Genomic DNA, 26,060 nt, shown 5'->3' on the forward strand with positions numbered 1-26,060 from the left:
CGCTTACCGCTGAGGCCCCTCCTCCCAAAAAGGACAACATGACTGTTCACAAGTTCAACCTCCCCGACGTGGGCGAAGGGCTGACCGAGGCCGAGATCGTCGCCTGGAAGGTCAAACCCGGCGACACGGTGGCCATCAACGATGTGCTGTGCGAAATCGAGACCGCCAAAAGCCTCGTGGAGCTGCCGTCCCCGTTCGCCGGCACCGTCACGGAACTGCTCGTCCCCGAGGGCCTGACCGTCGACGTCGGGACCCCGATCATCAGCGTGAGCGATGCCGCGGCTTCCGACACCGCCGCCGCCGTCGAGGCTCCCGCTGCTCCGGCGCTTCAGGCGCCCATGTACGGAAAGCTGGAGGCGGACACGTCCGACGCCGGCGAATCGGCCGGGCGTCCGGCCGGCGGTCCCCTGGTGGGCTCCGGCCCCAAAGCCGACGCCGTCAAGCGACGCCGGCGCGTTGCCGCGCCGGCCGCGCAGCCCGCGGCGACGACGGGCTCCGTCGCCAGCCCGGTCCCCCTCGCCGAGCCCGTTGAGGCGCACGACATCTGGATCAGCCCGGAGGCCGTCGCCCACGCGGAACGACCCGCCCCTGCGGACAGCATCGACCAGCGACCCACCCTCGGCGGGGCCATCAGCGGCCTGGTCAGCAGGGTCCTGGCCAAGCCTCCCGTCCGGAAAATCGCCCGCGACCTGGGCATCGACCTGGCCGACGTCGTCCCCACCGGCGCCCGCGGCGAAGTGACCCGCGAGGATCTGGTGAGCTACCAGGCGCAGCGCGACGCCGAGGTGGACAAGGCGGACACCTTCTGGGGCAAGACCGGCCGCCCGCAGGAACAGCGGATCGAACGGATTCCGGTCAAGGGCGTCCGCAAGGCCACGGCGCGGGCCATGGTCGAGTCGGCCTTCGCGGCCCCCCACGTCAGCATCTTCGTCGACGTCGACGCCAGCCGGACCATGGAGTTCGTCAAGCGTCTCAAGGCCTCCCGCGACTTCGAGGGCATCAAGGTCTCGCCGCTGCTGATCCTGGCCAAGGCGGTCATCTGGGCCGCGGCGCGCAACCCGAGCGTCAATGCCACCTGGGTGGACAACCCGGACGGCAGCGACTCCGCCGAGATCCACATCAAGCACTTCATGAACCTCGGCATCGCGGCAGCCACACCCCGGGGCCTGATGGTCCCGAACATCAAGAACGCCCAGGACCTGTCCCTCAAGGAGCTGGCCCTGGCCCTGAACGAGCTCGCCACGACCGCCCGGGCCGGCAAGACCCAGCCCGCCCAGATGCAGGGCGGCACCCTGACGGTCACCAACATCGGCGCCCTCGGCATCGATACGGGCACGCCGATCATCAACCCCGGCGAAGTGGCGATCGTGGCGTTCGGCACCATCAAGCAGAAGCCCTGGGTCCTTGACGGCGAGGTGATTCCGCGCTGGATCACGACCCTCGGTGGCTCCTTCGACCACCGCGTGGTGGACGGCGACCTCTCGGCACGGTTTATGGCCGACGTCGCGTCGATCCTGGAAGAGCCCGCCCTGCTGCTCGACTGAGCAGCACACTGCGCCAGAACCCCGCCGCTGAGCATGCTCAGCGGCGGGGTTCTTGTGGTTGCGGACGTCGGCCCTGAGGAACTAGCTCCCCGGGTATGTCGACAGCAGTTCGGCCATGGCCGGATCCCCGCTGAACCCGGCCAGGGCGATGGCGGCGGCGACCATCACGCCGGCAAAGCCAGTGGTGCACGCGGTCACCACCGCAAAGAATTTCCAGTCGTCGCGGACGACGCTCAGCACCGTCTCGGGCGTCCGCAGGCCGGGGGAAATCCTGTTGGGGGCACTGTCCGTGGAGCCGTCGTCCAGGAACGCGATCACACGGTCGGCCTGGCGGTCGACGCGCATGGCGGAGATGTGGTTGCCGTGCCGGGCCAGGAGAATGTCGTGGCCAACGAGCTGGCGACGCTGAAGAGTAGGCATTTTCATCCTCTGGAACTAAGAAATGTTGGATGTCCACGCCGGTGGGGGCACTTCCAATTTTACCGCCGGCACAAGGAGGCGGCGGGCTGGAATTCGCGTGAGGCTGCCCACTGTGTGTGGTGACGCGGTCCGGCGCGGTCCTGTCCAGAGTGGCCGGACGGCACTAGAGTGGCACCAGCCGCCGCCAGCGGGGCGGACGCGGATCAAAGGAGATGTTGCGTGTTTTCGAGCCCGTTCCCCGATGTGGAAATTCCCGACGTCAGCCTGTACGACTACCTTTTCGGCGGCCTGGCGGAGGCGGACCTGGACCGGATCGCCGTCGTCGACGGCACGAGCGGCGCGGAGACCAGCTACAGGGCGCTCGTGGGGCAGATCGATGCCGTGGCCGGAGCAGTGGCGGCCCAGGGGCTGGGCGTCCACGGCGTCGCGGCAATGCTCTGCCCCAATATCCCGGCCTTCACCGTCGTTTTCCACGGCCTGCTGCGGGCCGGCGCGACGGTCACCACGGTCAACTCCCTCTACACGGCGGACGAGATTGCCCTCCAGCTAGCCGACGCGGGCGCGGAGTGGCTGTTTACCGTCTCCGCCCTGCTCCCCGCGGCCCAGGAAGCCGCCACCCGGGTGGGAATTCCGGCCGAGCGGCTCGTCGTCCTCGATGGCGCCGCAGGCCATCCCTCGCTGCGGGACCTGCTGACGGCGGGTGTCCCGGCGCCGGACGTCAGCTTCGATCCCGCCACCCACGTGGCCGTACTGCCGTACTCCTCCGGGACCACCGGCCGGCCCAAGGGCGTTATGCTCAGCCACCGGAACCTCGTGGCGAACGCGGAGCAGTCCCGCGGGCTGCTCAAGGTCACGCCGGAGGACCGCCTGCTGGCCCTGCTGCCGTTCTTCCACATCTACGGGCTGACCGTGCTGCTGAACCTCGCCCTGCGGCAGCGTGCCTGCCTGGTCACGATCCCGAAGTTTGAGCTGGCCGAGTTCCTGCGGATCATCCAGGACCAGAAGTGCAGCTATCTGTTCATCGCACCGCCGGTGGCCGTGGCCCTGTCCAAGCACCCTCTGGTTGCCGACTATGACCTCAGCTCCGTGCACACCACCTTGTCCGGCGCGGCCCCGCTCGACGGCGAACTTGGCTGCAGCCTGGCGGAGCGCCTTGGCTGCCGAGTGCTGCAAGGCTACGGGATGACCGAGATGAGCCCCGTGTCCCACCTGGTCCCGGTGGACGCCACGGAGCTGCCCGTCAGTTCGGTCGGCTACACCGTCCCCAATATGGACTGCAGGCTGCTGGATCCGGCCACCGGGGAGGACCTCGACATCCCGGCCGAGGGCACCAGTGCGCCCGGCCACCTGCTGTGCCGCGGACCGAACGTGATGCTCGGCTACCTCAACCGGCCCGAGGAAACGGCGGACACCCTCGACGCCGACGGATTCCTGCACACCGGGGACATCGCGACCGTCCGCGCCGACGGTGTGGTCACGATCGTGGACCGGCTCAAGGAACTGATTAAGTACAAGGGCTACCAGATCGCTCCGGCAGAGCTTGAGGCGCTCCTTCTCACCCACCCCGGCATCGCCGACGCCGCCGTGATCGGAACGTCCGACGCCGACGGCCAGGAGGTGCCGATGGCGTTTGTGGTGCGCCAGCCCGGGTACGACGCCGAGGGCCTCGACGAGGCCGCGGTCATGGACTACGTTGCGGAAAGGGTGGCGCCGTTCAAGAAGATCCGCCGGGTCGAGTTCATTGACGCCGTGCCGAAGTCCGCCTCCGGCAAGATCCTGCGCCGGATGCTCAAGACGGCGGGCGCAGCAGCCGGGTAAGCCCTGGCACCGGTCGGTCCTGGCCTGAGACGTCGCCGGCGGACGCCAAATCGATCCGCCGGCGTGCGATTGTGACGCAGCCAATCGCGGGCGCCTTCCCAGCGGGTATAGTCAGGAGCAGGTCAGGACGCGGCCACTTGGACACCATCGTGGAGACACCGTGCCAAAGATATCCCCCGTCCTGCCTTCCGCCGCCCGCCGCGCACGCTCTTGTCGAGGCGAGCCATCCGCGGCCGTGCGCGAACGCGCTACCCCCTCCCGCATCCCGTAGCCCCGTACCCCGCTGCGTCCGTAACGAAGCAGACGCGTCCAATGGCACGGATTTCCCGGCCCGGCGGCTGCCGATCACCATTGGGGGTGACCGGATGCCGCCAAAAGCCTCGCGAACTCCCGCCTGCGGCCGCAGTACGCGGCTACTCGGACGAGTCGGTCTTGGCGATGTAGACGTCGCAGGGTGCGTTGTGCGCCACGGAGTTGGCAACGCTCCCGAGCACGCGGCCCAGGCCCTGCATCCGCCGGTTGCCGACCACGATCAGCTGGGCGCCGGAACGGGCCGCCTCGCCGATCAGGGCCTCGGCCGGCTTGCCGCGCGCGGCTGCGTACGTCACGTTCACCGCGGGCGTGCGAAGGCTGTCGGCGACGCCGCGGGCAACCTTTTCCGCGTCCCCGGCGTCGGAGACGATCCACTTGTCGCTGCCGCTGCCGTAGACCTCGGTCCTGTCGCTGTCGAACGCGCTGACCACATGCAGTGTGGCCCCGAGCGAAACGGCCAGGTCGCGGGCGGTGTGCGCGGCCTTCAGGGCAGTCTCGCTGCCGTCAACGCCGACAACAATAATTCCGGTCATGGAGTGCTCCTTGGGTCAACGAAAGTCTTCGGCCGTGCACCGATGATTCAGGCTACAGGGCGGCAATGGCTTCCCGCAGGACCGGCGCCAGCCGGCGCACTCCCTCGCGGATGGACTCCGGCGGGACGGCGCTGAAAGCCAGCCGGATCTTGTTGGACGGCTCGTCGGAATGCGTAAAGGCCGCGCCGGGAATGAAGACCACCCCGGCGTCGATCGCCTTCTTCAGCAGCGGGTAGGTGTCCACGCCGTCGGGAAGCGTGACCCAGACAAAGAAGCCGCCTTCCGGGCGGGTCCAGCTCAGGCCCGGCGGCATGTATTCGTCCAGGGCGGCCAGCATCGCGTCGCAGCGCTCCTTGTACAGCCCCCGGTACGTCTCGATCTGGCCGCGCCAGTCGTAGTCGCGGAGGTAGGCGGAGACGAGCATCTGGTTGAGGGTCGGCGGGCACAGCGTGACAGCCTCCGACGCCAGGTAATAGCGGCGCTGGAGGTGGGCCGGCACGAGGGCCCAGCCGATTCGCAGCCCGGGTGCGAAGATTTTCGAAAAGGACCCCATGTAGATCACGTCGTCCGGATTGGCGGCCCGCAGCGGGGTGAGCGGTTTGCCGTCGAAACGGAGCAGTCCGTACGGATTGTCCTCCAGCACCAGAATATTCGCATTGCGGCATATATCCACCACCTGCTGCCTCCGCTCCGCGGACAGGGTAATGCCGGAGGGGTTGTTGAAGCTTGGGATGGTGTACAGGAACTTGATGTTCTTGCCCGCGGTCTGCAGGGCGGCAATCCTGGCCTCCAAGAGGTCCGGGACGATGCCGTCGTCGTCCATCGGCACGGTGGCAACCTGGACCTGGTAGGCCTCAAAGGTGTTGAGGGCGCCGACGTAGGTGGGGTCCTCGACGAGCACCACGTCGCCGGGGTTGCAAAAAACCTTGGTCGCGACGTCCTGGGCGGACTGTGAACCCGCCGTAATCACCACATTCTCGGCCTTGGCGTCCAGGATTCCTTCCGCGGCCATGACTTCGCAGATCTGGGTCCGGAGTTCCTCGGTGCCCTGTCCGCCGCCGTACTGCAGTGCGGTCATGCCCTGTTCGGCGATGATCTTCGCGGCGGTCTGGCCCAGCCGTTCCAGCGGCAGGGACTGGAGGTACGGGCTGCCGCCCGCCAGCGAGACAAGGCCGGGGCGCATCGAGATGTCGAAGACATCGCGGACTGCCGATTGCTTGATATTTGCTGCGCGCTCCGAGAACAGGTCCTCGTGGCGGTGGGCGGACGTAGCCGCACGTTCGATTGCGTCAATTGCCTCGGCCGGAAGTACTTCTGCGGCGGCATCAAGTGTTTCGTGGGTCACATCTCCCAGAATACAGCCCTTGTTGCCGCATGGAAAACTTTTGTTTCCCTGTCCTGCGAATTCGCTACGGAAACGGACAGCCGCTACGTGGATCCACGTAGCGGCTGTCTGAAATCGGCGCGGAAATCGCCGGGGGGATCAGGCTGCTGCTGGGGTGCTGGCCTCTGCGATGGCCTCGAAGACGCCCTTGATTTGCTCAACAACCTCGGCGTCGTCCTTCGGGTGGACCTCGGCGAAGCGGACCATGGAGCCCGGGACGGCGAGCTTGACGTCCTCCAGCACCTGGGCGCCGGCGATGCCGACGGCCTTGCGGGCCTCGTCCTGGGCCCAGACGCCGCCGAACTGGCCGAAGGCGGTGCCAACGACGGCGGTGGGCTTGCCGGAAAGGGCGCCTGCGCCGTAGGGGCGGGACAGCCAGTCGATGGCGTTCTTGAGTGACGCGGGGACCGTGCCGTTGTGCTCCGGGGTGACCAGGAGTAGGGTGTCGGCGTCGTTCGCGGCGGCGCGCAGGGCGGCAGCGGCGGCCGGGACCTGGCCCTCGACGTCGATGTCCTCGTTGTAGAACGGGATGTTGCCGAGGCTGTCGTGGATGAGGACCTCCACCCGCTCCGGGGCGTTCAGCTGGATGGCTTCGGCCAGCTTCTGGTTGGTGGAATCGGCGCGCAGGCTGCCGACCAGGGTGAGAACGGTGTTCTTGGGCATGTGAACTCCTGGGTGTCGCGCCGCAGGTGATGCTGCGGCTGGCTGATGTTGGAGGCTTTGCCGGCCTTCACAGATCAAAACGGACTGCGGTCCGCTTCTATTCCCCGGGACTAGAATGTGCGTTGTGAGCCTGATCCCAATCCGCCCGGGCTTCGAGCCTGAACGCCGCGACGCGGCCCGCAACCGCGAGCTGCTGCTCCGCGCTGCCCGCGAACTCATCGAGGAATGCGGGGCGGACGGCCTGACCATGGGCACACTGGCGCAGCGGGCCGGCGTGGGCAAGGGGACGGTGTTCCGCCGCTTCGGCAGCCGGGCCGGGCTGATGATGTCACTGCTCAGCGACGCTGAGGCCGAGTTCCAGGGGCGGTTCATGTTCGGTCCGCCGCCGCTGGGCCCCGGAGCTCCGCCACTGGAGAGGCTCATCGCCTTTGGCGAGGAGCGGATCGCCTGGGTGCTGGAATTCGGCGAGCTGGCCCGGGCCGCGGATGTGTCCGCCTACAACCGGTTCGACGTGCCGGCGGCCGTGCTCTGGCACCGGCATCTGGAGATGCTACTGCGGGAAGCGGGCGTGACCGCCGACCCCTGGCTGATGGCCACTTCGCTGAGTGCCGTCCTGGAGCCGGAACGGATCCTGCACGCCGTCGGAGTGCACCATATTGCCCCGGAGCGACTCGCCGCGTCCTGGCGCGAACTCGTCTCGCGCGTCGTGCGCGGGGCCTAGTCCAGCCCGGATTCCGGCAGGGGAACATCAAATCAATTCCCCGGAATTATTCATAACGATCTGATACCTGACTCGCGGAAAGCCGGGTTCGGAGGCGTTCCACGGCAGTATGCATGTGATAGTTTCCTCTGGAATGTGACCCGCAACATAGTCCACAAGGACTTGCCGAAAGGCCTGCGGGCGGCCAGATACCCGCTGGCAAGGATCCCGGATCGGCAGCGGTAACCCCCTGCCGGATGGGGACTACGGAAGGATCAAGTTGTGAATCTTGTCAGTAATCCGGCGCGCGGCGAGACTGAAAACACCGTTCCCGCAGCGGCCGGGACCGCACAGGCAACGGCGATCCAGAACTAGCCGTCCCATGCTCCGATACCTCGCCAAACGTGCCGTCACGTATGTCTTCATGATCTTCCTGACAACCACCGCCGGGTACTTCCTGGCCGTCACCACCCTGCAGCCCGCGCTGCTGGAGCAGGAGCGGATCCCGCGGCCCACCCCCGAGCAGGTGGCCAACTCCTTCCGGCTCAAGGGCCTCGATCCGGAGCTCAGCCCGTGGGAGCGGTACGTCGAGTGGCTCACGGCGATCGTCACCCGCTGGGACTGGGGACGAAGCCCCAACGGCGCGTTCATCAACGCCGAATTCGGTGACCGGGTCTGGATCTCGACCCGGCTGTTCCTGGCCTCCATCATCCTGACCCTGATCATCGGCGTCGCCCTGGGCGTATACACGGCAGCGCGGCAGTACAAGGCCTCGGACCGGGTCATCACCTCCTACAGCTACCTCGTCTACATCGTGCCCGCCCCGATCGCCTACTTCCTGGTGCAGCTCGGTGCCATCAACATCAACGAGTCGGTCGGCGAACGCATTTTCTTTGTCACCGGCATCTCCACGCCAGGGCTGGAGGGCGGTGGCTGGGCGCAGTTCGTGGACATGCTGGCGCACTACGCGGTGCCGACCTTCGCCATCACGATTGTGGGCTGGGGCACGTACCAGATCGCCCAGCGCCAGTACCTCCTGGACAACGTCAACGCCGACTTCGTCCGGACGGCGCGGGCCAAGGGACTGACCCGGAACCAGGCCATCAGCCGGCACGCCCTGCGGGTGTCCTTCATCCCCGTGGCTCAAAGCATCGCCTTCACCATCCCCGCCATTTTCGCCGGCGGCTTCTTCGCCGAGAAGATCTTCGCCTGGCATGGCGTCGGCTCCTGGAGCATTGACGCGATCGCCCTGCAGGACGTCAATGCCGCGACGGCGACCCTCGCCTACGGTTCCGTGATCTTCGCGATCGGCGCGATCCTCGCGGACTTCGCCACCACGCTGGTCGACCCGAGAGTGCGGGTGCAGTAACCATGACAAACCTCAACACCGTCGACCCGGCCGCCGTCGCCGGCGGGGCGAAAATCGAGAACAGCGACGTTGTCATCGCGAAGTCCTCGATCATCCTCCGCCGCTTCCTGCGTAACAAGACCGCCGTCGTCGGCCTGGTCATCTTCCTGGCCCTGACCCTGTTCTCCTTTGTGGGCGGCTTCTCCACCAGCTGGGACAAGGAGACGATCGACCCGTTCAACATCGGCATGCCGCCCTCGGCCGAGCACCTGCTTGGCACCTCCCAGGCCGGGATCGACCTCTACGCGCTGACCGTGGAGGGCACCCGGATCTCGATCCTGATCGGCCTCGTCGTTGGCCTCGTCTCGGTCCTGATCGCCGCCGTGTACGGCTGCACCATGGCCTACTTCGGCGGGAAGGTGGACAAGGTCATGCTGTTCGTCCTCGAAGCCCTGATCATGATGCCGGCCCTGCTGGTCGTCGCCGTGGCCACGAGCGGCGGCGGCAACGGCCTGCAGCAGTCCCTCCCCAGCTGGCTCCTGCTGATCATCGTGCTGCTGGTCTTCAGCTGGATGGGCACGGCCCGCCTCATCCGATCGCTCTCGATGTCCCTCATGTCACGCGACTTCGTCAAGGCGGCCCAGTACATGGGGATCCCGCCGAGGCGCATCGTCTGGCGGCACCTCGTCCCGAACATCGGCTCGCTGCTGGTCCTGGACATCACCCGCGGCATCACCGGCGCGATCCTGGCCGAGGTGGCGTTCTCCTTTATCGGTATCGGCATCAAGGTCCCCGACGTCAGCCTGGGGGTGCTGATCGGCCAGGCCACGTCCCAGGTCTCCACCTTCCCGTGGATGTTCTGGGTCCCGCTGACCGTCATGTTCCTGCTGACCGGGTCGCTCGCCATGATGAACGACGGCCTGCGTGACGCGTTCGATCCCAGCTCCAGCTCCGTTGGCCGCGCCAGGAAGAGCGGCCCCGGGAAGCGTATGTCCGGCAAGGCACAGAAGTCCGCAGAGAAGAAGACGACATGAGCCACGAAATGACCGCCAGCACCGAATCCGCCGACCTCTCGAACGACCTCTCCGCCGTCGAGCGGCTCCGCGTCGCCGGGCTGCACGCCGCAGGTGATGCCCCGGCGGATGCCGTGCTCTCCGTCCGGGACCTGAACGTCCGCTTCAACACGGAGAACGGGGTGGTCCACGCCGTCCGCGGCATCGACTTCGACCTCCGCGCCGGCAAGACGCTGGGCATCGTCGGCGAGTCGGGCTCCGGCAAGTCCGTCACCTCCATGGCCATCCTGGGCCTGCTGCCGGACACCGCCCAAGTCACCGGGTCGGTCCGGCTCCAGGGCACGGAACTGCTGGGACTCAGCGACAAGGCGATGTGCCGGTACCGCGGCAACGACATCGCCATGGTCTTCCAGGACCCGCTCTCGTCCCTGACCCCGGTCTATACCGTCGGGACCCAGATCATCGAGGCCCTCACGGTCCACAACCCCACCATGAGCAGGCAGGCCAAGGAGGCGCGCGCCGTCGAACTCCTCGGCATGGTGGGCATCCCCAGCCCGAAGGACCGGCTCAAGGCCTTCCCCCACGAGTTTTCCGGCGGCATGCGCCAGCGCGTCATGATCGCCATCGCGATCGCCAACGACCCGCGCGTGCTGATCGCGGACGAGCCCACGACGGCGCTGGACGTCACCATCCAGGCGCAGGTCCTCGAGGTGCTGCACACCGCACAAGAGGAGACCGGCGCCGCCGTCGTAATGATCACACACGACCTTGGCGTCGTCGCCGGCATGGCGGACGACATCATGGTCATGTACGCCGGCAAACCGGTGGAGACCGGCAGCGTCGACGACATCTACTACAACCCCCGGATGCCCTACACCATGGGCCTGCTCGGCGCGGTGCCGCGCGTGGACGTGGCCGAGAAGACCTCGCTGGTGCCGATCGAGGGCATCCCGCCGAACCTTGTCCACCCTCCGACGGGCTGTTCCTTCGCGCCGCGCTGCCCTCTGGTCAGCGACGCCTGCCTGCAGGGCGAGCCTGAATTGTGGCCCGTCGCGGGGACCAACCTGGACGGCGGACTGCCGCACCGGGCCGCCTGCATCAAGACCGATTCCCTCGGCCTGGAAGTGGATGTCCGCGAGGTTTTCAAGGCCCCGGCCGTTCCGGTGTCACGCTTTGACGCGGTCCCGCGCGCCGAGCGCCGGACCGTGTTGGAGCTCAGGGACGTCAGGAAGCACTTTCCGCTGATGAAGGGCGCCCTGCTCAAGCGCCGGATCGGCACTGTCAAGGCCGTCGACGGGCTGAGCTTCGACATCCGCGAGGGCGAGTGCTTCTCGATCGTGGGCGAGTCCGGCTGCGGCAAAACCACCACCCTGCTGGAAATCATGGAGTTCCACAAGGACCAGGACGGTGAGGTGGTCATCGGCGGCCTCAGCAACAAGGAAGCCTCCGACGCAAAGACCAAGAGCGCCATGCGCAAGGAACTGCAGATGGTGTTCCAGGACCCCACCGGCGCCCTCGACCCGCGCTTCACCGTCTTCGAGGTGCTGTCCGAGCCGCTGGAGAACGCCGGCATGGCCAAGCCCCAGATCCGGAAGCGGATCATGGAGCTGATGGAACTCGTGGGCCTCCAGCCGGACCACGTCAACCGCTTCCCCAACCAGTTCTCCGGCGGCCAGCGCCAGCGCATCGGCATTGCCCGCGCCCTGGCCGTCAATCCCAAACTCGTTGTCCTGGACGAGCCGGTGTCCGCCCTGGACGTGTCCGTCCAGGCCGGCGTCATCAACCTGCTGGACCAGCTCCGCGCGGAGCTCGGGCTGAGCTACCTGATGGTGGCCCACGACCTGTCCGTGGTGCGGCACATCTCCAACCGGGTGGCCGTGATGTACCTCGGCAAAATCGTGGAAATCGGCGACGTCGACAGCGTCTTCGACAATCCGCGCCACCCCTACACCCGGGCCCTGCTCTCCGCGATTCCGGTCCCCGACCCGGTCCTGGAACGCACCCGCGAACGCATCATCCTGCAGGGTGACCTGCCCTCCCCGCTGGAAGCGCCGACGGGCTGCAACTTCGCCACGCGCTGCCCGGTCTTCGCGGCGCTGCCGCCGGCGAGGCAGGAGAGGTGCCTGACCCAGGAGCCCGGGCTGGTGACCGTCACGAGTTCCCTGGATGCCGTTGGCGCCGGAGCCCCCGGACACCCGGCCGGCTTTGCGGCCCCCACCGACCAGCAATTCGCCTGTTTCTATCCGGACGGCGAACTGGACGCGGACATGCTCGTTGTCCACGAAACCACCTGACCTACCAGTCACACGCACCACAACTCGCACCAAAAGAAAATGAAGGGGAACACATGAAGAATCTGACCAAGATCGGCGGCGTTACCGCCGTCGTTGCAGCGCTTGCGCTGACCGCTTGTGGCGGTGGCGGCGGCGCTGCACAGGGTCCCGAGGCCGCCAAGGGCCAGGACGCGGGAAGTGACCTGGCCAAGCTGGTCAGCATCAACGCGAAGGACGCCAAGGACCTGCAGCCGGGCGGCACCGTCACCCTGCCGCTGGGCAACATCGGTCCGGACTTCAACGGGTTCTCCAACAACGGCAACAGCGCGGACAACACCGCCCTGCACCGCCCGATCGACCAGGCCGGCACCTGGGGCTGCTGGAACTTCGACTTCGACGGCACCGCCACGCCGAACAAGGATTTCTGCGAGGACGTCAAGAGCGAGGTCAAGGACGGCAAGCAGACCATCACCATCAAGGTGAACGAGAAGGCCACCTACAACGACGGCACCCCGATCGACGTCAAGGCCTTCGAAAACACCTGGAACATGCTCAAGGGTGAAAACAAGGACATCGACATCGTCAGCTCCGGCGCGTACGAGTTCGTTGACTCCGTCAAGGCCGGGTCCAGTGACAAAGAAGTTGTTGTCACCACCACCCAGCCGGTCTACCCGCTGGACTCCCTCTTCACCGGCCTGATCCACCCGGCAGTGAACACCCCGGCGATCTTCAACGAAGGCTTCACCGGCGACATGCACCCGGAGTGGATGGCCGGGCCGTTCAAGCTGGACCAGTACGACAGCGCCGCCAAGACGGTCACCCTCGCCCAGAACGACAAGTGGTGGGGCAACAAGCCGGTCCTGGAAAAGGTGGTCTTCCGCCAGCTTGAGAGCAGCGCCGCCATCGCGGCCTTCAAGAACGGTGAAATCGACGGCGTATCCGCCAACACCATCACCCCGTACAAGCAGCTCGACGGCACCAAGGATTCCGAGATCCGCCGTGGCCAGCGCCTCTTCGCCGGCGGCTTGAACCTCAACGCGCAGAAGGCGCCGATGAACGACGTCGCCATCCGCGAGGCGATCTTCACCGCCGTCGACCGCGAGGCACTGCGCAAGGTCCGCTTCAACGGCCTGAACTGGGAGGAAACCAGCTCCGGATCGATGATGCTGTTGCCGTTCTCCAAGTACTACCAGGACAACTACCCGGTCAAGGAGACCGGAGCCGAGGCCGCCAAGAAGGTCCTGACCGACGCCGGCTACACGGCCAACGCCGCAGGCATCATGGAAAAGGACGGCGTCCCCGCCGCCTTCAAGATCAGCAACTTCGGTGACGACCCCACCACCCTGGCGTTCGCGCAGACCCTGCAGAGCCAGCTCAAGGCCGGCGGCATGGATGTTGGCATCGACCAGCGCGCCTCTGCCGACTTCGGCAAGGTCCTGGGCAGCCGCGACTTCTTTATGAGCGTCTCCGGCTACACCGTGGGCGCCGACGCGACCGACGCCGTCAAGCAGTTCTACGATTCCAAGACGAACGAGAACGAACTGGGCGACGCCGAACTGGACGCCGAAATCAAGAAGCTCTCCACCATCGCCGACAACGATGAGCGCAACAAGGCAGCCATGGAAGTTGAAAAGAAGCACATGGAAAAGTACTTCTCCATGGGTGTTGTGATGAACGGTCCGCAGATCTCCTTCGTGCGCACCGGCCTGGCCAACTACGGCCCGTCCCTGTTCAAGAGCCTGTCCCAGGTTCCGGACTGGACCACCATCGGCTGGGAAAAGAAGTAGCACCGCCACCCCTTCCGACGCTCCCTCACGTTGAGCAGCTTTCTGGGCGACGCTCCCTCATCTTTCGAGGGAGCGTCGCCTGAATTGTTGCGGGATCTGAGGGAGCGTCGGGTGGGCCGCGGGAGTAGCGTGGGAGCCATGACAAATGACTCCCGGCCCCTCCGCACGGCCGTCGCCGGCTTCGGCCTCTCGGGCAGCGTCTTCCACGCGCCGCTGCTCGCAGCAGACCCCGCGTTTTCCATCGAGGTGATCTCCACCTCCGACGCCAGCCGGCAGGCGTCCGCGTCCGCCCGGTATCCCGGCACCCGCCTGGTGGATACCCCGGAGGACATCCTTGACCTCGCCGGGAAACTGGACCTGCTGGTCCTTGGAACCCCGCCGGCCACCCACTACCCGCTCGCGAAGGCCGCACTGGAAGCCGGACTCGACGTCGTCGTCGACAAGCCGTTCACCGTGCGCAGCGCCGAAGGCGAGGAGCTCATCCGGCTCGCGGCGCGGCTGGGACGCGTGCTCACGGTTTTCCAGAACCGGCGCTGGGACGGCGACTACCTGACCGTCCGGGGCCTGCTGGAGCGCGGCGTGCTCGGCACCGTCACGCGGTTCGAATCACGCTTCGAACGATGGTCCCCGGCGGTCGCGAAGGCCTGGAAGGCGGCCGCGACGGCGGACGACGGCGGCGGGGTGCTGTTCGACCTGGGCACCCACCTGCTGGACCAGGCCGTGCAGCTGTTCGGTCCCGCCACGGTCACGCATGCGGAACTCGCTGCGCGGCGGCCCGGCGAGATGACCGACGACGACGTGTTCCTCGCGCTGCGGCACGAATCCGGCGTCACGAGCCATCTGTGGATGAACATGCTCTGCGCCCAGCAGGGGCCGCGGTTCCGGCTGCTGGGCAGCGCGGGTGGCTTCACCAAGAACGGCGTGGACCCGCAGGAGCCCTTTATCGTGGCCGGCGGCAGCCCGCTCGATCCGGACTACGGGATCGAAGACCGGGATTGGGCCGGGCTGCTCGGCCGGGACGGCCACCTGGACCGGCTGCCCACCGAGCGCGGCGCCTACCCGGAGTTCTACCGGATCCTGGCAGCCAAAATCCACGACGGCGGGGCGGCGTCGGCGCTACCGGTCCCGGTGGACCCGGCGGGCCCGGTGGAGGTGCTGCGGCTGATCGAACAGGCCCGAACCCTGGGTTAAACAGCAATCGGCTGCTCCGCAACTGCCGTTTTGGGGGTCCCAAAGGGCGGTTACGGAGCAGCCGATGCGGTGTTGATTATGCCGCGGCTGGGTGGTTACGCGGAGACCAGCTCGTGCCAGTCGGCGACGAGGGGCAGGTTGTGCGCCTCCGAGACGGAGCGGTGCGCCACCTTGCCACCGGCGATGTTGAGGCCGGCGGCGAGGGCGGCGTCGCGTTCGAACGCGGCCTTGACGCCCAGGTTGGCCAGGGCGACGGCGTAGCGCAGGGTGACGTTGGTCAGCGCGTACGTGGAGGTGTTCGGGACGGCGCCCGGCATGTTGGCCACGCAGTAGAAGATCGTGTTGTGGACCTTGTACGTCGGTTCCTGGTGCGTGGTGGGGTGGGTGTCCTCGAAGCAGCCGCCCTGGTCAACAGCGATGTCAACCAGCACGGAGCCGGGCTTCATGCGGGAGACGAGCTCGTTGGTGACCAGCTTCGGGGCCTTGGCGCCCGGGATCAGCACGGAGCCGATCACGAGGTCGGCGTCGACAACGGACTTCTCGATCTCGTACGCGTTGGACGCCACGGTCTTCAGGCGGCCCTGGTACTGGGCATCCAGTTCGCGCAGGCGGTTGATGTTGATGTCCAGAATGGTGACATCGGCGCCAAGGCCGAGGGCCATGGCGGCGGCGTTGGTGCCGGCGACACCGGCGCCGAGGACAACGACCTTGGCGGGGCGGACGCCCGGTACGCCGCCGAGCAGCACACCCTTGCCGCCGGCCGGAGCCATCAGCGAGGTGGCGCCGACCTGGACGGAGAGACGGCCGGCAACCTCGGACATCGGGGCGAGCAGCGGCAGGGTGCGGCCCTCCTGGACGGTCTCGTAGGCGATGGCGGTGACGCCGGAGTTGATGAGCGCCTGGGTCAGTTCCGGCTCGGCGGCCAGGTGCAGGTAGGTGAAGAGGATCAGGCCCTTGCGGAAGCGGTGGTATTCGGCCTTGACCGGCTCCTTGACCTTCATGACCATGTCGGCCCGGGCCCAGACGTCATCGGCGTCGACGACGATTTCGGCGCCGGCTATGGCGTATTCCTCGTCCGTGATGCCCGAGCCCAGGCCCGCGCCGCGCTCCACGAGGACCGAGTGGCCGTGGGTGCGGAATTCGTGCACGCCGGCGGCCGTGATGGCGACGCGGAATTCATTGTTCTTGATCTCTTTGGGGACACCGATGATCATTTGTGGGCTCCAGTGCTGGTGGCCTTGTGGGCCGGGGTGTGTGGGGGGAAGTCGTACTTCCAGAATAAATCCGGCTGTGAGGCAAGCGACAGGCACCGTCCTGCGGCGGTGGCCGCTTCCCGCGGAAATCCGGGCTTTTCCAAATACCGAACTGGACATTTGTCGACACGGCAAGCGTCAGGTGTCGCCTGCTGTCCGTTGGGGTGGTGTTCGCTGCAGTGTTCGCCGTGCCTTTTCCGGAGGAAGCGGCATCGGCAGTAGTGTTGCAGCATGCAGCAGCAGGACGTGGAACAGCTCGTGGAGCAGGTCGCACTGCAACTGGGCCGCGGCCTCTCGCTGGAGGACCTCGACGGCCAGCTGCTCGCCTACAGTTCCAACCAGTCGCACGCGGACCGGGTCCGGGTGAACTTCCTGCTCAGCAAACGCGTCCCGGTGGACGTCAGCGCCTGGCAGCTCTCGCACGGGATCGCGACGGCGGTCCGCCCGGTGGTCGTGCCGGCCAACGAGGAGCTCGGGATGCTGGGCCGCGTCTGCGTACCCTTGCTGGTGCGGGGCTTCCGGGTGGGGTACCTCTGGGTCCAGCTCGATGCCGACGAGCCGAACGCGACGACGGTCCTCGCCCAGCTGCCCGGGGTCGCCCGGGAGCTGGAGCAGCTCTCGTCCCTGCTGCTGGACTCCAATACGGCCGAATCCGAATTCCGCCGACGCCGGGAACAGGAATTCCTGGCCGCCTGCCGGGGCGAGTCCAACGCCGTCGCAGCCGTGGCGGGCTGGAAGGAAGTTCAGGGACGCGGACCCTGGCAGCTGGTGACGGTGCTGGATGCTGACGGCTGGGCCGAAGGCTCGGACCCGATCGCCTCCACGCTGATTCACCGCTCCGCCGCCCTGCAGGCCACCATCGGCGTGGACGCCGCCCTGTTCAGCGCCGGCACGGAGACCCACGCCGTCGTCCTGTTCAGGGAATTGACCGGCCGCGCGGACCACGCCCAAGTGCTGGTCCATTACCAGCTGGAGCTGGCCAAACGCTCCGGCCGGACGGTCCATCGGATCATCCTGGGAACCTCCGAGGGATTCTCCCGGCCGCGGGAACTGGCCGATGCGTACCGTCAGTCCCGGCAGGCCGCGCAGGCGGCCGCGGTGGATCCCCAGCTGGGGGAACTCGTGGACTGCCGCGCCACCGGGATCTACCAGCTGCTGGCCTCGGCGGGCGGCGGGGCGGGGGCATGGGCGGACGCGGGCTCGGTCTATTTCCGCCTCCTGGAGGACCATGACCGGAACCACGAGCTGCTGCCGGTGCTGGAGCTCTTCTACGATAACGACGGTTCGGTCCAGGAAGTGGCGGACAAGCTGCACCTGCACCGGAGCAGCATCTACAACCGGCTGGGCCGGATCCGCCAACTGCTCGGCGTCGACCCGCTCAAGGGGATGGTGCGGCTAGAACTCCATGCGGCGTTGAAGGCACGGCGCTGGGCGGGCCGGCCCAGGATCTAGAGGTTGGCCTAGGTGCCGCGGCCCTCGCGCTTGGCCTGCTCGGCTTCCGGTTGCCGGTCCGGTGCGGAGCCGGCATCGTCAGCCGCCGCGGCGCGGTCGGCTTCCCGCGCTCTTTCTCTCGCCCGTTCTCTCCTGCGGAGCGTGATCCGGCTGTCCGTCCACATGGAGACGGCCACAAACGCAACACAGCTGGACATAAAGGCAGCCGTATTGTTCAGCCCCATAGCGGTTCCGAGAATGCCTGTGAGCACCATGGCGGCAATGCCAGCCACGATGTGCCACCCTCTGAACTTACCCACAATCCAAGCGTAACCCCGGCCTTCTCCGCGTTTCCGCGCAGGGCCGGGATCGTTGTTTGATCCTTATCACGCCGTCACGAAGCATCCGCGGCACCGTCATCCAGGAGGCCGGGAGCACCGTCCGCGATACTGTTCTTTTTCTGCTTTTCCAGCCACGCCATGACGTCGGCGAGCCGGATCCGCCGGTGAGTACCCCGGTACTCCACCGGGATTTCGCCGCGGTCCGTCATGTTACGCAGATAGGTATGCGAGATCCCGGCCAGCTCGGCCGCCCGGGACGTGGTCAGCATTTCCTCGACGCTGCTGACCGTCACCGCCTCGCCGCGGCTGAAGCGCGCCAGCAGGTCCACGACCGCGTCCCGCGCCTGGGGCGGCAGCCGGTGGACGGTGCCGTCGACGAACACCGTGATGTCGTCGCTGCCGTTGAGGGCGTACCGGAGGTTCTGCGCGTCCTCAGCCGGAAGGGCAGCCGTCACCCGGGGAGCAATCAGTGTCATGGAGTGCATCCTAGCGCCCCCGGAGCAGCCCCACACCACGTCTGCCGTGCTGCGGCGCTACAGCCCGAGCTCCTCGAGGACGGGCAGCTTCGCCCGGACCCAGGCGCGGGCTTCCGTGGCGCTCGGCGCGGAGAGGGCCAGTTTGGCCAGTTCCTGCGCCTCGGCCAGCGTGACGGTCTTGAGCACGGCGGCCACGGCGGCGAGAGAGCGGGCCGTCATGGACAGGGTAGTGACGCCGAGCCCGGTGAGGACGACGGCGAGGGCCGGGTCCGCGGCGGCCTCGCCACAGACACCGACCGGTTTGTTGTGGCCCTCCGCGGCGGAACCTTCCACGGTCAGTCCGACCAGGCGGAGCACGGCCGGCTGCCACGGGGTGTTCAGCGCCGCGAGCGGGCCGAGCTGGCGGTCTGCGGCCATGGCGTATTGGGTGAGGTCGTTGGTGCCCAGGCTCGCGAAGGCCACCTCCCGCAGGATCGCCTCGGCGGTCAGCGCCGCGGACGGGACCTCCACCATGACCCCGGGGGTCTTGATCCCGGCCTCGGCGCACAGCGTGGCGAAGCGGGCAGCCTCCTCCGCGGTGGAAATCATCGGCGCCATCACCCAGACGTCCGCCTCGGACTCCTGCTCGGCCCGGGCGATGGCCTGCAGCTGGCGTTCCAGCACGCCCGGCGTGGTGAAATCGGTGCGGTAACCGCGGACCCCGAGGGCGGGGTTGGGTTCCGTGGCGTCCGTGAGGAAGGGCAGCGGCTTGTCCGCACCGGCGTCGAGCGTCCGGAGCACCACCTTCTTGCCCGGGAACGCGTCGAAGACGCCCTTGTACGCGGCGGCCTGTTCGTCCACGGTGGGTTCGGTGTCCCGCTCCAGGAAGCAGAACTCGGTCCGGAACAGCCCCACCCCCTGCGCGTTCAGCTTCGCGGCGGCCACGGCATCCTTGCCCCCGCCGACGTTGGCGAGCAGCGGCACCAGGTGGCCGTCCGCCGTCGCGCCGGTGCCGTCAAAGTCCGCCAGCAGCGAGGCGGTGGCGGCCCAGTGTTCGGCGGCGGCGCGCTGCGAGTCGTCCGGGTCCACGGTGATCAGGCCGGCGGCGCCGTCCACGTAGACCTCCGTGCCGTCCGGAAGCTGGTCGACGCCGGTTGCGGCCACGACGGCGGGAAGGCCCATTGAGCGGGCAATGATCGCGGTGTGGGACTGCGGTCCGCCGCCGGCGGTGAGCAGCGCCAGGATCTTCTCCGGATCCAGGGTGGCGGTGTCCGCCGGGGCGAGATCCTCGGCGATGAGGATGAACGGGGTGGGCGAGGACGGGATGCCCGGGGCAGGGACGCCGCGCAGTTCTGCCACGATCCGGGCCCGGACGTCCAGGACGTCGGTGGCCCGCTCCGCCATATAGCCGCCCAGGTTGTGCAGCATCTCCGAGACGGAGGCGCCGGCTTCCCAGATGGCGCGCTGGCCGGAGGTGCCGCGGCCGATCAGTTTGGCTGCGGACTTCAGGAGCATCGTGTCCGTGGCCATCAGGGCCGTGGCCTCCAGGACCGCCTTCCCGTCGCCGCTGACCGTCCCGGCCCGGGCCTTCAGCTCGTCGTGGACGGCCTTCGCGGCGGTCTTTAGTGCCGCGGTCGCCTCCTCGGCCGTGACGCCGGCCGGCAACTGCTCCCCGGCGGGCGGTTCGCTGACGGGTTTGGGCATCTGGCGGATGGTTCCGATGATGCGGCCGGGGCTGACGCCTACTCCTGGGAAGTTCTGCACTGAAGGTCCTCATTCTCTGCCGTGGGCCGGTAAGCCGGTGAGTCAGGTACGGGCGGGCCCGCCAACAGCTACGTCGGCGGGCGGACCCCGGTACCTGAAAAAATTGTATGTGATGCACTTCATATAGCGTTGCTATAGGTGCTAGGGTAGCGGTTATGAGTTTAGATGGCCAGCTTCCGCCAAAGACGCGGCTGCTGCGTGCGGCGGCTGAGTTGCTGGCCAATTCGGCCGGCGGCGCGGTTTCTACCCGCCAGATCACCCAGCGGGCCGGGGTCACCGCGCCGACCCTCTACCACCACTTCGGTGACAAGGAAGGTCTGTTCGACGCGGTCGTCGCGGCAGGTTTTGAGGAATATGTGGCGGGTGAACGCGACTTCGCGCCGTCAGGACAGCCGCTGGAAGACATCCGGCGGATGTGGGACAACCACGTGCAGTTCGGGCTCAACCAGCCGGAACTGTACCTGGTCATGTTCGGCAATATCCGCCCCGAGAGCCGCCCGGCCGTCGTCGCCGACGCCGAGGGCCTGATGGAGGAAATGCTGAACAAGGCCGCCGTCGCCGGCCAACTCAACGTCCCCCCGCGGGAAGCGGCCAGGAGCATCCTGGCCGCCAATGTCGGGGTGACACTCATGCTGATCACGGAAAAGGCGCCCGAGCGCAACCTTGAACTGTCCGCCATGACCCGCGACGCCATGATCTTTGCGGTGTCCTCGGAACAGGCCAAGAACAGCGCTCCAGAAGCCTCCGGGAAATCGTCAGTGGTGGTGGCGGCAATCGCCCTGAACGCGGCACTGCAGGCATCGCATTCGGACCAGCTCTCCAGCTCTGAACTTAAGCTCTTCCTCGAATGGCTCCACCGGATCTCCACCAGCTCCACCAGCTAGCTTTCGCGAAAAAACATCGGACCATCCTGCGGTGCAGCAGGAATGACGGTTAGGAAATCACATGGCAACAGAGACAGTTGCGAAACCCCGTACCAGCGTGCGGGTGGGCGTCCAGAAATTCGGGACGTTCCTGTCCGGAATGATCATGCCCAACATCGGCGCGTTCATCGCGTGGGGCATCATCACGGCGCTCTTCATCCCGGCGGGCTTCCTGCCCAACGAGGAGCTCGCCAAGCTTGTCGGGCCAATGATCACCTACCTGCTCCCGCTCCTGATCGGCTACACCGGCGGCCGGATGGTCTACGGCGTGCGCGGCGGCGTCGTGGGCGCGGTGGCCACGACGGGCGTCATTGTCGGCACGGACATCCCCATGTTCATCGGTGCCATGATGCTGGGCCCCCTCACGGCCTGGCTCATGAAGAGGCTGGACAAGATCTGGGAAGGCCGGGTCAAGCCGGGCTTCGAAATGCTCATCGACAACTTCTCGGCCGGCATCCTGGCCGCCGGCATGGCGGTCGTCGGCATGTTCGTGGTCGGCCCGGTGGTGAAGGCCTTCAGCGACGGTGCCAGCGCCGTCGTCGAATTCCTCGTCATCAACGGCCTGCTGCCCTTCACGAGCATCTTCATCGAGCCCGCGAAGGTCCTGTTCCTCAATAACGCCATCAACCACGGCATCCTCACGCCCCTGGGGACACAGCAGGTGCTCGAGGAGGGCAAGTCCATCCTCTTCCTGCTCGAAGCGAACCCCGGTCCGGGCTTCGGAATCCTGCTCGCCTACTCGATCTTCGGCACGGGTCTGGCCAAGGCGTCCGCGCCGGGTGCGGCCCTGATCCAGTTCGTCGGCGGCATCCATGAGATCTACTTCCCCTACGTGCTCATGAAGCCCATCATGATCCTCGCCGCAATCGGCGGCGGCATGACCGGCATCTTCACCCTTGTTGTCACGGATGCCGGGCTCCGGTCACCGGCAGCCCCGGGCAGTATCATCGCCGTCTACGCGGCGACCGCACGCGACAGCTACGTCGGCGTCACACTCTCCGTGCTGTTCGCCACCACCGTGTCCTTCCTGATCGCCTCGGTGATCCTGAAGGCCAGCAAGACCCCGGTGGGAGCCACCGAAGAAGAGGCCCTCGGGGCAGCCACTGCCCGGATGGAGGAAATGAAGGGCAAGAAGAGCTCGGTGTCCTCGCTGCTCACGGGTTCCGGCGCAACCGCCGGCGGCGTCGCAGTCCTCGCCGGGCCGGTCAAGAACATCGTCTTTGCGTGCGACGCAGGCATGGGCTCCAGCGCGATGGGCGCCTCGGTGCTGCGGAACAAGATCAAGGCTGCCGGCTTCCCGGACGTCAAGGTCACCAACTCAGCGATCGCCAACCTCAGCGACACCTACGACGTCGTCATCACGCACCAGGACCTGACCGAACGAGCAACCCCGGTGACCGCCAGCGCCGTGCACGTCTCGGTTGACAACTTCATGAACAGCCCCAAGTACGACGAGATCGTGGAGCTGGTCAGGGCAAGCAACACGGACGTTGGAACCGACGCTCCGGCTGCTGCGGCTCCTGCTGCCGTGGCGGCCGCCGCGACGCCCGAAGCTCCCGAGGAAACCGGCCCCGCCGGCATCCTCGTGGCGGAGAGCGTCGTCCTGAACGGCACAGCGACCACCCGCGATGCCGCCATCGACGAGGCCGGCCGGCTCCTGCTGGACCGCGGCGCCGTCGACGCCGGCTACCTGGACGCCATGCACGAACGCGAGGAATCCGTGTCCACCTACATGGGCAGCTACCTCGCCATTCCTCACGGGACCAACGCCGCCAAGGACCACATCATGAAGTCCGCGGTCTCCGTGGTCCGCTACCCGAACGGCATCGACTGGAACGGCAAGGAAGTGAAGTTCGTGGTCGGCGTCGCCGGCATCAACAACGAGCACCTGCACATCCTGTCTTCCATCGCCAAGGTCTTCACCAACAAGGCCCAGGTGGCACAGCTTGAGGCGGCCACTACGGTTGAGGAAGTCCTGGACCTGTTCGGAAAGGTCAATTCATAGTGAAAGCTGTTCATTTCGGAGCCGGAAACATCGGGCGCGGATTCGTGGGACTGCTGCTGCACGAGGCGGGGTATGAGGTGGTGTTCGCGGATGTCGCGGAGGACCTGATCGCCCAGCTGGCCGCCGCGGACAGCTACCGGGTCCACGAGGTGGGGGAGCACCCCACCGTCCGCACCGTGGAGAACTTCCGCGCGTTCAACTCCGGCAGCCAGGAAGCGGAGGTCATCGCGGAGATTGCGACGGCGGACGTCGTGACCACCGCGGTGGGGCCGCATATCCTCAAGTTCGTGGCGCCGGTGATCGCCAGGGGGATCGCTGCCAGGCCAGCCGGGCTCGCTCCGCTGCAGGTGATGGCGTGTGAGAACGCCATCAATGCCACGGACATCCTGAAGTCCGAGGTGTCGGCCCAGTGGGACCCTGCCGCGGGATCCCTGGACGCTGCCGCCGTGTTCGCGAACACGGCGGTGGACCGGATCGTGCCCAACCAGGAGGCCGGGCAGGGTCTGGACGTCACGGTGGAGACCTTCTACGAATGGGTCATCGACCGGACCCCGTTCGGTGACGCGGTGCCGGTCATTCCGGGTGCAACATTCGTGGATGAGCTGGAGCCGTACATCGAGCGGAAACTGTTCACCGTGAACACCGGTCACGCCGCGGCAGCCTATTTCGGTTTCGAGGCAGGGCTCGGGAAGATTTCCGAGGCCATGGCCGACCAGGACGTCGCCGCCGACGTGCGCGCCGTCCTGGACGAGACCAAGGAACTGCTGGTGGCCAAGCACGGCTTCAACCGTGACGAGCAGGAGGCCTACGTCCAGAAGATCCTGGGCCGCTTCTCCAACCCGCACCTGCCGGACACCGTGAACCGGGTGGGGCGGGCGCCATTGCGCAAGCTCAGCCGTCATGAGCGCTTCATCGGTCCGGCGGCGGAGCTCGCCGAACGCGGAATCGTGCCGGAGGCCCTGCTCGGTGCGATCGCCGCAGCCCTGCGCTTCAACGACCCGGCCGACGCCGAGGCCGTGGAGCTCCGGCAGATCCTGGCGTCTTCCAGCGCCGACGAGGCAACCGCGAAGATCACCGGCCTCGCCCCGGACCATCCCCTGTTCGCGGCCGTCTCCGCCCTGGTCGACGAGGCCAAGGACGCCGTCTAGTCCGTTTCCAATTTCGCCGAAGCAAAGCCGCCGACGCCGGAACTCACCCGAGTTCCGGCGTCGGCGTCTTTGTCTGCGGACCCCGCCCGCCGAGGTGTCAGCGGCTCAGGCGTTCGCGGATTCCTTCGCGGAGCCCTTCGGGACGAAGAGGGTCTCGGCGTGCTCCAGGGACATTCCGTTGGTCTCGGGGACCTTGAACTTCACGAAGAAGAACGACGCCGCCGCGAACGCCGCGTACATGGCGTAGGTCAGGGGCAGGGAGGCCGCGGCCATGACCGGGAAGCTCAGGGTGATGGCGAAGTTGGCGATCCACTGGGCGGCCGCGGCCAGGCCAAGGGCCCGGGCGCGGATCCGGGACGGGAAGATCTCGCCCAGCAGCACCCAGACGAGCGGGCCCCACGAGGCGCCGAAGCTGATCACGAAGACGTTGGCAGCCACCAGGGCGACCGGGCCCCACGCGCCGGGCAGCGAAATCGCGTCGCCGGTGCCGGTGGCGGACCCGAAGGCGAGGGCCATGGTGCCCAGCGAGGCGGCCATGCCGATGGAGCCCGCCAGCATGATGGGCCGGCGGCCGATCCGGTCCACCAGGGCGATCGCCACGAGGGTCACGAGGATGTTCGTGATGGCGGTGGCCACGGAGATCGTCAGGGAGTCCTTCTCCTGGAACCCGACGGCCTTCCACAGGGTGGTGGAGTAGTAGAAGATCACGTTGATGCCGACGAACTGCTGCAGTACCGACAGGATGATGCCGATCCACACGACCGGCTGCAGACCGAACGCCTTGCCGCGCAGGGAGCCCTTCTGGCCCGCGACCTTGTCTTCCTCGATGGCCTTCTTGATGTCGCGCAGGTGGCGGTCGGTGTCCTCGTCCGGGGCGATCGACTGGAAGATTTTCAGGGCTTCCGCGTCCTTGCCCTGGAAGACCAGGAACCGCGGCGACTCGGGCAGGGTGTAGGCGATCCAGCCGTAGACAACGGCGGGGACGGCGCCGGCGAGGAACATCCAGCGCCAGGCCTCAATACCGAACCAGAGATCCTCGCCGGCGCCGCCGGCGAAGTTCGCGAACAAGGCGTCGGAGAGCAGGGCGGCGAAGATACCCGTGGTGATGGCGAGCTGCTGGAGCGACGCCAAACGGCCGCGGACATGGCGCGGGGAGATCTCGGAGATGTAGGCTGGCGCAATCACGGAGGCCAGGCCAATGCCCAGGCCGCCGACGAGGCGCCAGAAGATGAGGTCCCACACGCTGAAGGCGAAGCCGGTCCCGATGGCACTGACCAAGAACAGCAGCGCGCCGATCTTCATCGCCGGGATGCGGCCGTAGCGGTCCGCGACCTTGCCAGCCAGGTAGGCGCCCGCGGCGCAGCCAAGGAGAGCCACGGCGACGGCGAAGCCGGTCACGGCCTCGCTCAGCGCGAACTCGTCCTTGATGGCGTCGACTGCGCCGTTGACCACTGAGGAGTCGAATCCGAAGAGGAAGCCGCCGACGGCGCCCGCCACGGCCAGCCAGATGACCCGCTGGGGGATCTTGGCTACGGTCTGGTCTTGGGTGGTTGTCATCTGGCTCCCTCGGCGTTTCGCGTTCCACGGCCTGCGGCCGCAGCTACCAAGTCTTACACCGGAGCCAGAGCGGCGCATGTCACAGGCCCAAAAGTGAGACGAAACATACAGTTTGGCGGGCACCGCGGGCGGACGCCGCCGTCGAACGCCTCATCCCGGGGCCGGACCGTCACTCCGGGCAGTCTTTTGGCGGTCAA

Annotated in this window: 21 protein-coding genes; 12 read left to right on the forward strand and 9 right to left on the reverse strand. The window is 67.1% G+C overall.

The window, feature by feature from the left end:
- Positions 1 to 38: 38 nt before the first annotated feature.
- Positions 39 to 1,544 carry a dihydrolipoamide acetyltransferase family protein gene (locus tag ABIC21_RS16705; RefSeq protein WP_354351504.1) on the forward strand — a complete coding sequence of 502 codons (1,506 nt, stop codon included), beginning with the start codon at positions 39 to 41 and terminating at the stop codon, positions 1,542 to 1,544.
- Between the two features lie 81 nt (positions 1,545 to 1,625).
- On the opposite strand, the gene ABIC21_RS16710 is transcribed toward ABIC21_RS16705, so the two are convergent.
- Complete coding sequence (locus tag ABIC21_RS16710) at positions 1,626 to 1,964, reverse strand: hypothetical protein (RefSeq protein WP_354351505.1); 339 nt, start codon at positions 1,962 to 1,964, stop codon at positions 1,626 to 1,628.
- A 219-nt stretch (positions 1,965 to 2,183) separates the two neighbouring features.
- Here ABIC21_RS16710 and ABIC21_RS16715 point away from each other — a divergent pair, with 219 nt between their 5' ends.
- A complete protein-coding gene (locus ABIC21_RS16715; protein ID WP_354351506.1) occupies positions 2,184 to 3,782 on the forward strand; it encodes an AMP-binding protein in 1,599 nt (532 codons plus the stop codon).
- 413 nt (positions 3,783 to 4,195) lie between these two features.
- Here ABIC21_RS16715 and ABIC21_RS16720 read toward each other — a convergent pair whose 3' ends face one another.
- From ABIC21_RS16720 to ABIC21_RS16730, 3 genes are all read right to left on the reverse strand, one after another.
- The gene (locus ABIC21_RS16720; RefSeq protein WP_354351507.1) at positions 4,196 to 4,627 is read right to left on the reverse strand and encodes a universal stress protein; all 432 of its coding nucleotides are present in this window, start codon (positions 4,625 to 4,627) and stop codon (positions 4,196 to 4,198) included.
- A gap of 52 nt (positions 4,628 to 4,679) precedes the next feature.
- Complete coding sequence (locus tag ABIC21_RS16725) at positions 4,680 to 5,972, reverse strand: aminotransferase-like domain-containing protein (RefSeq protein ID WP_354351508.1); 1,293 nt, start codon at positions 5,970 to 5,972, stop codon at positions 4,680 to 4,682.
- A gap of 138 nt (positions 5,973 to 6,110) precedes the next feature.
- Positions 6,111 to 6,674: an NAD(P)H-dependent oxidoreductase gene (locus ABIC21_RS16730; protein ID WP_354351509.1), complete on the reverse strand. Its 564-nt coding sequence runs from the start codon at positions 6,672 to 6,674 to the stop codon at positions 6,111 to 6,113.
- Positions 6,675 to 6,798: 124 nt separating this feature from the next.
- Here ABIC21_RS16730 and ABIC21_RS16735 point away from each other — a divergent pair, with 124 nt between their 5' ends.
- The 6 genes from ABIC21_RS16735 (at position 6,799) to ABIC21_RS16760 (ending at position 14,986) form a co-directional block, all read left to right on the forward strand.
- Positions 6,799 to 7,395, forward strand: a complete 597-nt coding sequence (locus ABIC21_RS16735; protein ID WP_354351510.1) for a TetR/AcrR family transcriptional regulator — start codon at positions 6,799 to 6,801, stop codon at positions 7,393 to 7,395.
- A 361-nt stretch (positions 7,396 to 7,756) separates the two neighbouring features.
- A complete protein-coding gene (locus ABIC21_RS16740) occupies positions 7,757 to 8,743 on the forward strand; it encodes an ABC transporter permease (protein ID WP_354351511.1) in 987 nt (328 codons plus the stop codon).
- 2 nt (positions 8,744 to 8,745) lie between these two features.
- Entirely contained in the window at positions 8,746 to 9,756 is a 1,011-nt protein-coding gene (locus tag ABIC21_RS16745) for an ABC transporter permease (protein WP_354351512.1), read from the forward strand.
- Positions 9,753 to 12,029 carry an ABC transporter ATP-binding protein gene (locus ABIC21_RS16750; protein ID WP_354351513.1) on the forward strand — a complete coding sequence of 759 codons (2,277 nt, stop codon included), beginning with the start codon at positions 9,753 to 9,755 and terminating at the stop codon, positions 12,027 to 12,029. Before ABIC21_RS16745 ends, ABIC21_RS16750 begins: the two co-directional genes overlap by 4 nt.
- 53 nt (positions 12,030 to 12,082) lie before the next feature.
- The gene (locus tag ABIC21_RS16755; RefSeq protein WP_354351514.1) at positions 12,083 to 13,795 is read left to right on the forward strand and encodes an ABC transporter family substrate-binding protein; all 1,713 of its coding nucleotides are present in this window, start codon (positions 12,083 to 12,085) and stop codon (positions 13,793 to 13,795) included.
- Between the two features lie 138 nt (positions 13,796 to 13,933).
- The gene (locus tag ABIC21_RS16760) at positions 13,934 to 14,986 is read left to right on the forward strand and encodes a Gfo/Idh/MocA family protein (protein ID WP_354351515.1); all 1,053 of its coding nucleotides are present in this window, start codon (positions 13,934 to 13,936) and stop codon (positions 14,984 to 14,986) included.
- A 95-nt stretch (positions 14,987 to 15,081) separates the two neighbouring features.
- Here ABIC21_RS16760 and ald read toward each other — a convergent pair whose 3' ends face one another.
- Complete coding sequence (ald, locus tag ABIC21_RS16765) at positions 15,082 to 16,200, reverse strand: alanine dehydrogenase (RefSeq protein WP_354351516.1); 1,119 nt, start codon at positions 16,198 to 16,200, stop codon at positions 15,082 to 15,084.
- A 270-nt stretch (positions 16,201 to 16,470) separates the two neighbouring features.
- Between ald and ABIC21_RS16770 the strand changes: the two genes are divergently transcribed.
- On the forward strand, positions 16,471 to 17,691 hold the full coding sequence (locus ABIC21_RS16770; protein ID WP_354351517.1) for a PucR family transcriptional regulator: 1,221 nt from the start codon (positions 16,471 to 16,473) through the stop codon (positions 17,689 to 17,691).
- 8 nt (positions 17,692 to 17,699) lie between these two features.
- Here ABIC21_RS16770 and ABIC21_RS16775 read toward each other — a convergent pair whose 3' ends face one another.
- The 3 genes from ABIC21_RS16775 to ptsP form a co-directional block, all read right to left on the reverse strand.
- Positions 17,700 to 17,963: a hypothetical protein gene (locus ABIC21_RS16775; RefSeq protein WP_354351518.1), complete on the reverse strand. Its 264-nt coding sequence runs from the start codon at positions 17,961 to 17,963 to the stop codon at positions 17,700 to 17,702.
- Between the two features lie 101 nt (positions 17,964 to 18,064).
- The gene (locus tag ABIC21_RS16780) at positions 18,065 to 18,487 is read right to left on the reverse strand and encodes a helix-turn-helix domain-containing protein (RefSeq protein WP_354351519.1); all 423 of its coding nucleotides are present in this window, start codon (positions 18,485 to 18,487) and stop codon (positions 18,065 to 18,067) included.
- A 57-nt stretch (positions 18,488 to 18,544) separates the two neighbouring features.
- A complete protein-coding gene (gene ptsP, locus ABIC21_RS16785) occupies positions 18,545 to 20,230 on the reverse strand; it encodes a phosphoenolpyruvate--protein phosphotransferase (RefSeq protein ID WP_354351520.1) in 1,686 nt (561 codons plus the stop codon).
- 155 nt (positions 20,231 to 20,385) lie between these two features.
- On the opposite strand from ptsP, the gene ABIC21_RS16790 reads away from it, so the two are divergent.
- From ABIC21_RS16790 to ABIC21_RS16800, 3 genes are all read left to right on the forward strand, one after another.
- Positions 20,386 to 21,114, forward strand: coding sequence for a TetR/AcrR family transcriptional regulator (locus ABIC21_RS16790; protein WP_354351521.1), 729 nt, complete (start codon positions 20,386 to 20,388; stop codon positions 21,112 to 21,114).
- Between the two features lie 61 nt (positions 21,115 to 21,175).
- Positions 21,176 to 23,158 carry a PTS mannitol transporter subunit IICBA gene (locus ABIC21_RS16795; protein ID WP_354351522.1) on the forward strand — a complete coding sequence of 661 codons (1,983 nt, stop codon included), beginning with the start codon at positions 21,176 to 21,178 and terminating at the stop codon, positions 23,156 to 23,158.
- Positions 23,158 to 24,306, forward strand: a complete 1,149-nt coding sequence (locus tag ABIC21_RS16800; protein WP_354351523.1) for a mannitol-1-phosphate 5-dehydrogenase — start codon at positions 23,158 to 23,160, stop codon at positions 24,304 to 24,306. The genes ABIC21_RS16795 and ABIC21_RS16800 overlap by 1 nt, the downstream gene beginning before the upstream one ends.
- 105 nt (positions 24,307 to 24,411) lie before the next feature.
- Here the strand turns inward: ABIC21_RS16800 and ABIC21_RS16805 are convergent, their stop codons facing one another.
- Positions 24,412 to 25,863 carry a sugar porter family MFS transporter gene (locus ABIC21_RS16805; RefSeq protein ID WP_354351524.1) on the reverse strand — a complete coding sequence of 484 codons (1,452 nt, stop codon included), beginning with the start codon at positions 25,861 to 25,863 and terminating at the stop codon, positions 24,412 to 24,414.
- Between the last annotated feature and the right edge of the window lie 197 nt (positions 25,864 to 26,060).

It is taken from the genome of Pseudarthrobacter sp. PvP090 (genome assembly GCF_040547365.1).
Taxonomy (GTDB): Bacteria; Actinomycetota; Actinomycetes; order Actinomycetales; family Micrococcaceae; genus Arthrobacter.

Coding starts and splice junctions, on each gene's coding strand:
- ABIC21_RS16705 (WP_354351504.1), top strand. CDS start 39: ATGACTGTTCACAAGTTCAACCTCCCCGACGTGGGCGAAGGGCTGACC.
- ABIC21_RS16710 (WP_354351505.1), bottom strand. CDS start 1,964: ATGCCTACTCTTCAGCGTCGCCAGCTCGTTGGCCACGACATTCTCCTG.
- ABIC21_RS16720 (WP_354351507.1), bottom strand. CDS start 4,627: ATGACCGGAATTATTGTTGTCGGCGTTGACGGCAGCGAGACTGCCCTG.
- ABIC21_RS16730 (WP_354351509.1), bottom strand. CDS start 6,674: ATGCCCAAGAACACCGTTCTCACCCTGGTCGGCAGCCTGCGCGCCGAT.
- ABIC21_RS16740 (WP_354351511.1), top strand. CDS start 7,757: ATGCTCCGATACCTCGCCAAACGTGCCGTCACGTATGTCTTCATGATC.
- ABIC21_RS16745 (WP_354351512.1), top strand. CDS start 8,746: ATGACAAACCTCAACACCGTCGACCCGGCCGCCGTCGCCGGCGGGGCG.
- ABIC21_RS16750 (WP_354351513.1), top strand. CDS start 9,753: ATGAGCCACGAAATGACCGCCAGCACCGAATCCGCCGACCTCTCGAAC.
- ABIC21_RS16755 (WP_354351514.1), top strand. CDS start 12,083: ATGAAGAATCTGACCAAGATCGGCGGCGTTACCGCCGTCGTTGCAGCG.
- ABIC21_RS16760 (WP_354351515.1), top strand. CDS start 13,934: ATGACAAATGACTCCCGGCCCCTCCGCACGGCCGTCGCCGGCTTCGGC.
- ald (WP_354351516.1), bottom strand. CDS start 16,200: ATGATCATCGGTGTCCCCAAAGAGATCAAGAACAATGAATTCCGCGTC.
- ABIC21_RS16770 (WP_354351517.1), top strand. CDS start 16,471: ATGCAGCAGCAGGACGTGGAACAGCTCGTGGAGCAGGTCGCACTGCAA.
- ABIC21_RS16780 (WP_354351519.1), bottom strand. CDS start 18,487: ATGACACTGATTGCTCCCCGGGTGACGGCTGCCCTTCCGGCTGAGGAC.
- ABIC21_RS16790 (WP_354351521.1), top strand. CDS start 20,386: ATGAGTTTAGATGGCCAGCTTCCGCCAAAGACGCGGCTGCTGCGTGCG.
- ABIC21_RS16795 (WP_354351522.1), top strand. CDS start 21,176: ATGGCAACAGAGACAGTTGCGAAACCCCGTACCAGCGTGCGGGTGGGC.
- ABIC21_RS16805 (WP_354351524.1), bottom strand. CDS start 25,863: ATGACAACCACCCAAGACCAGACCGTAGCCAAGATCCCCCAGCGGGTC.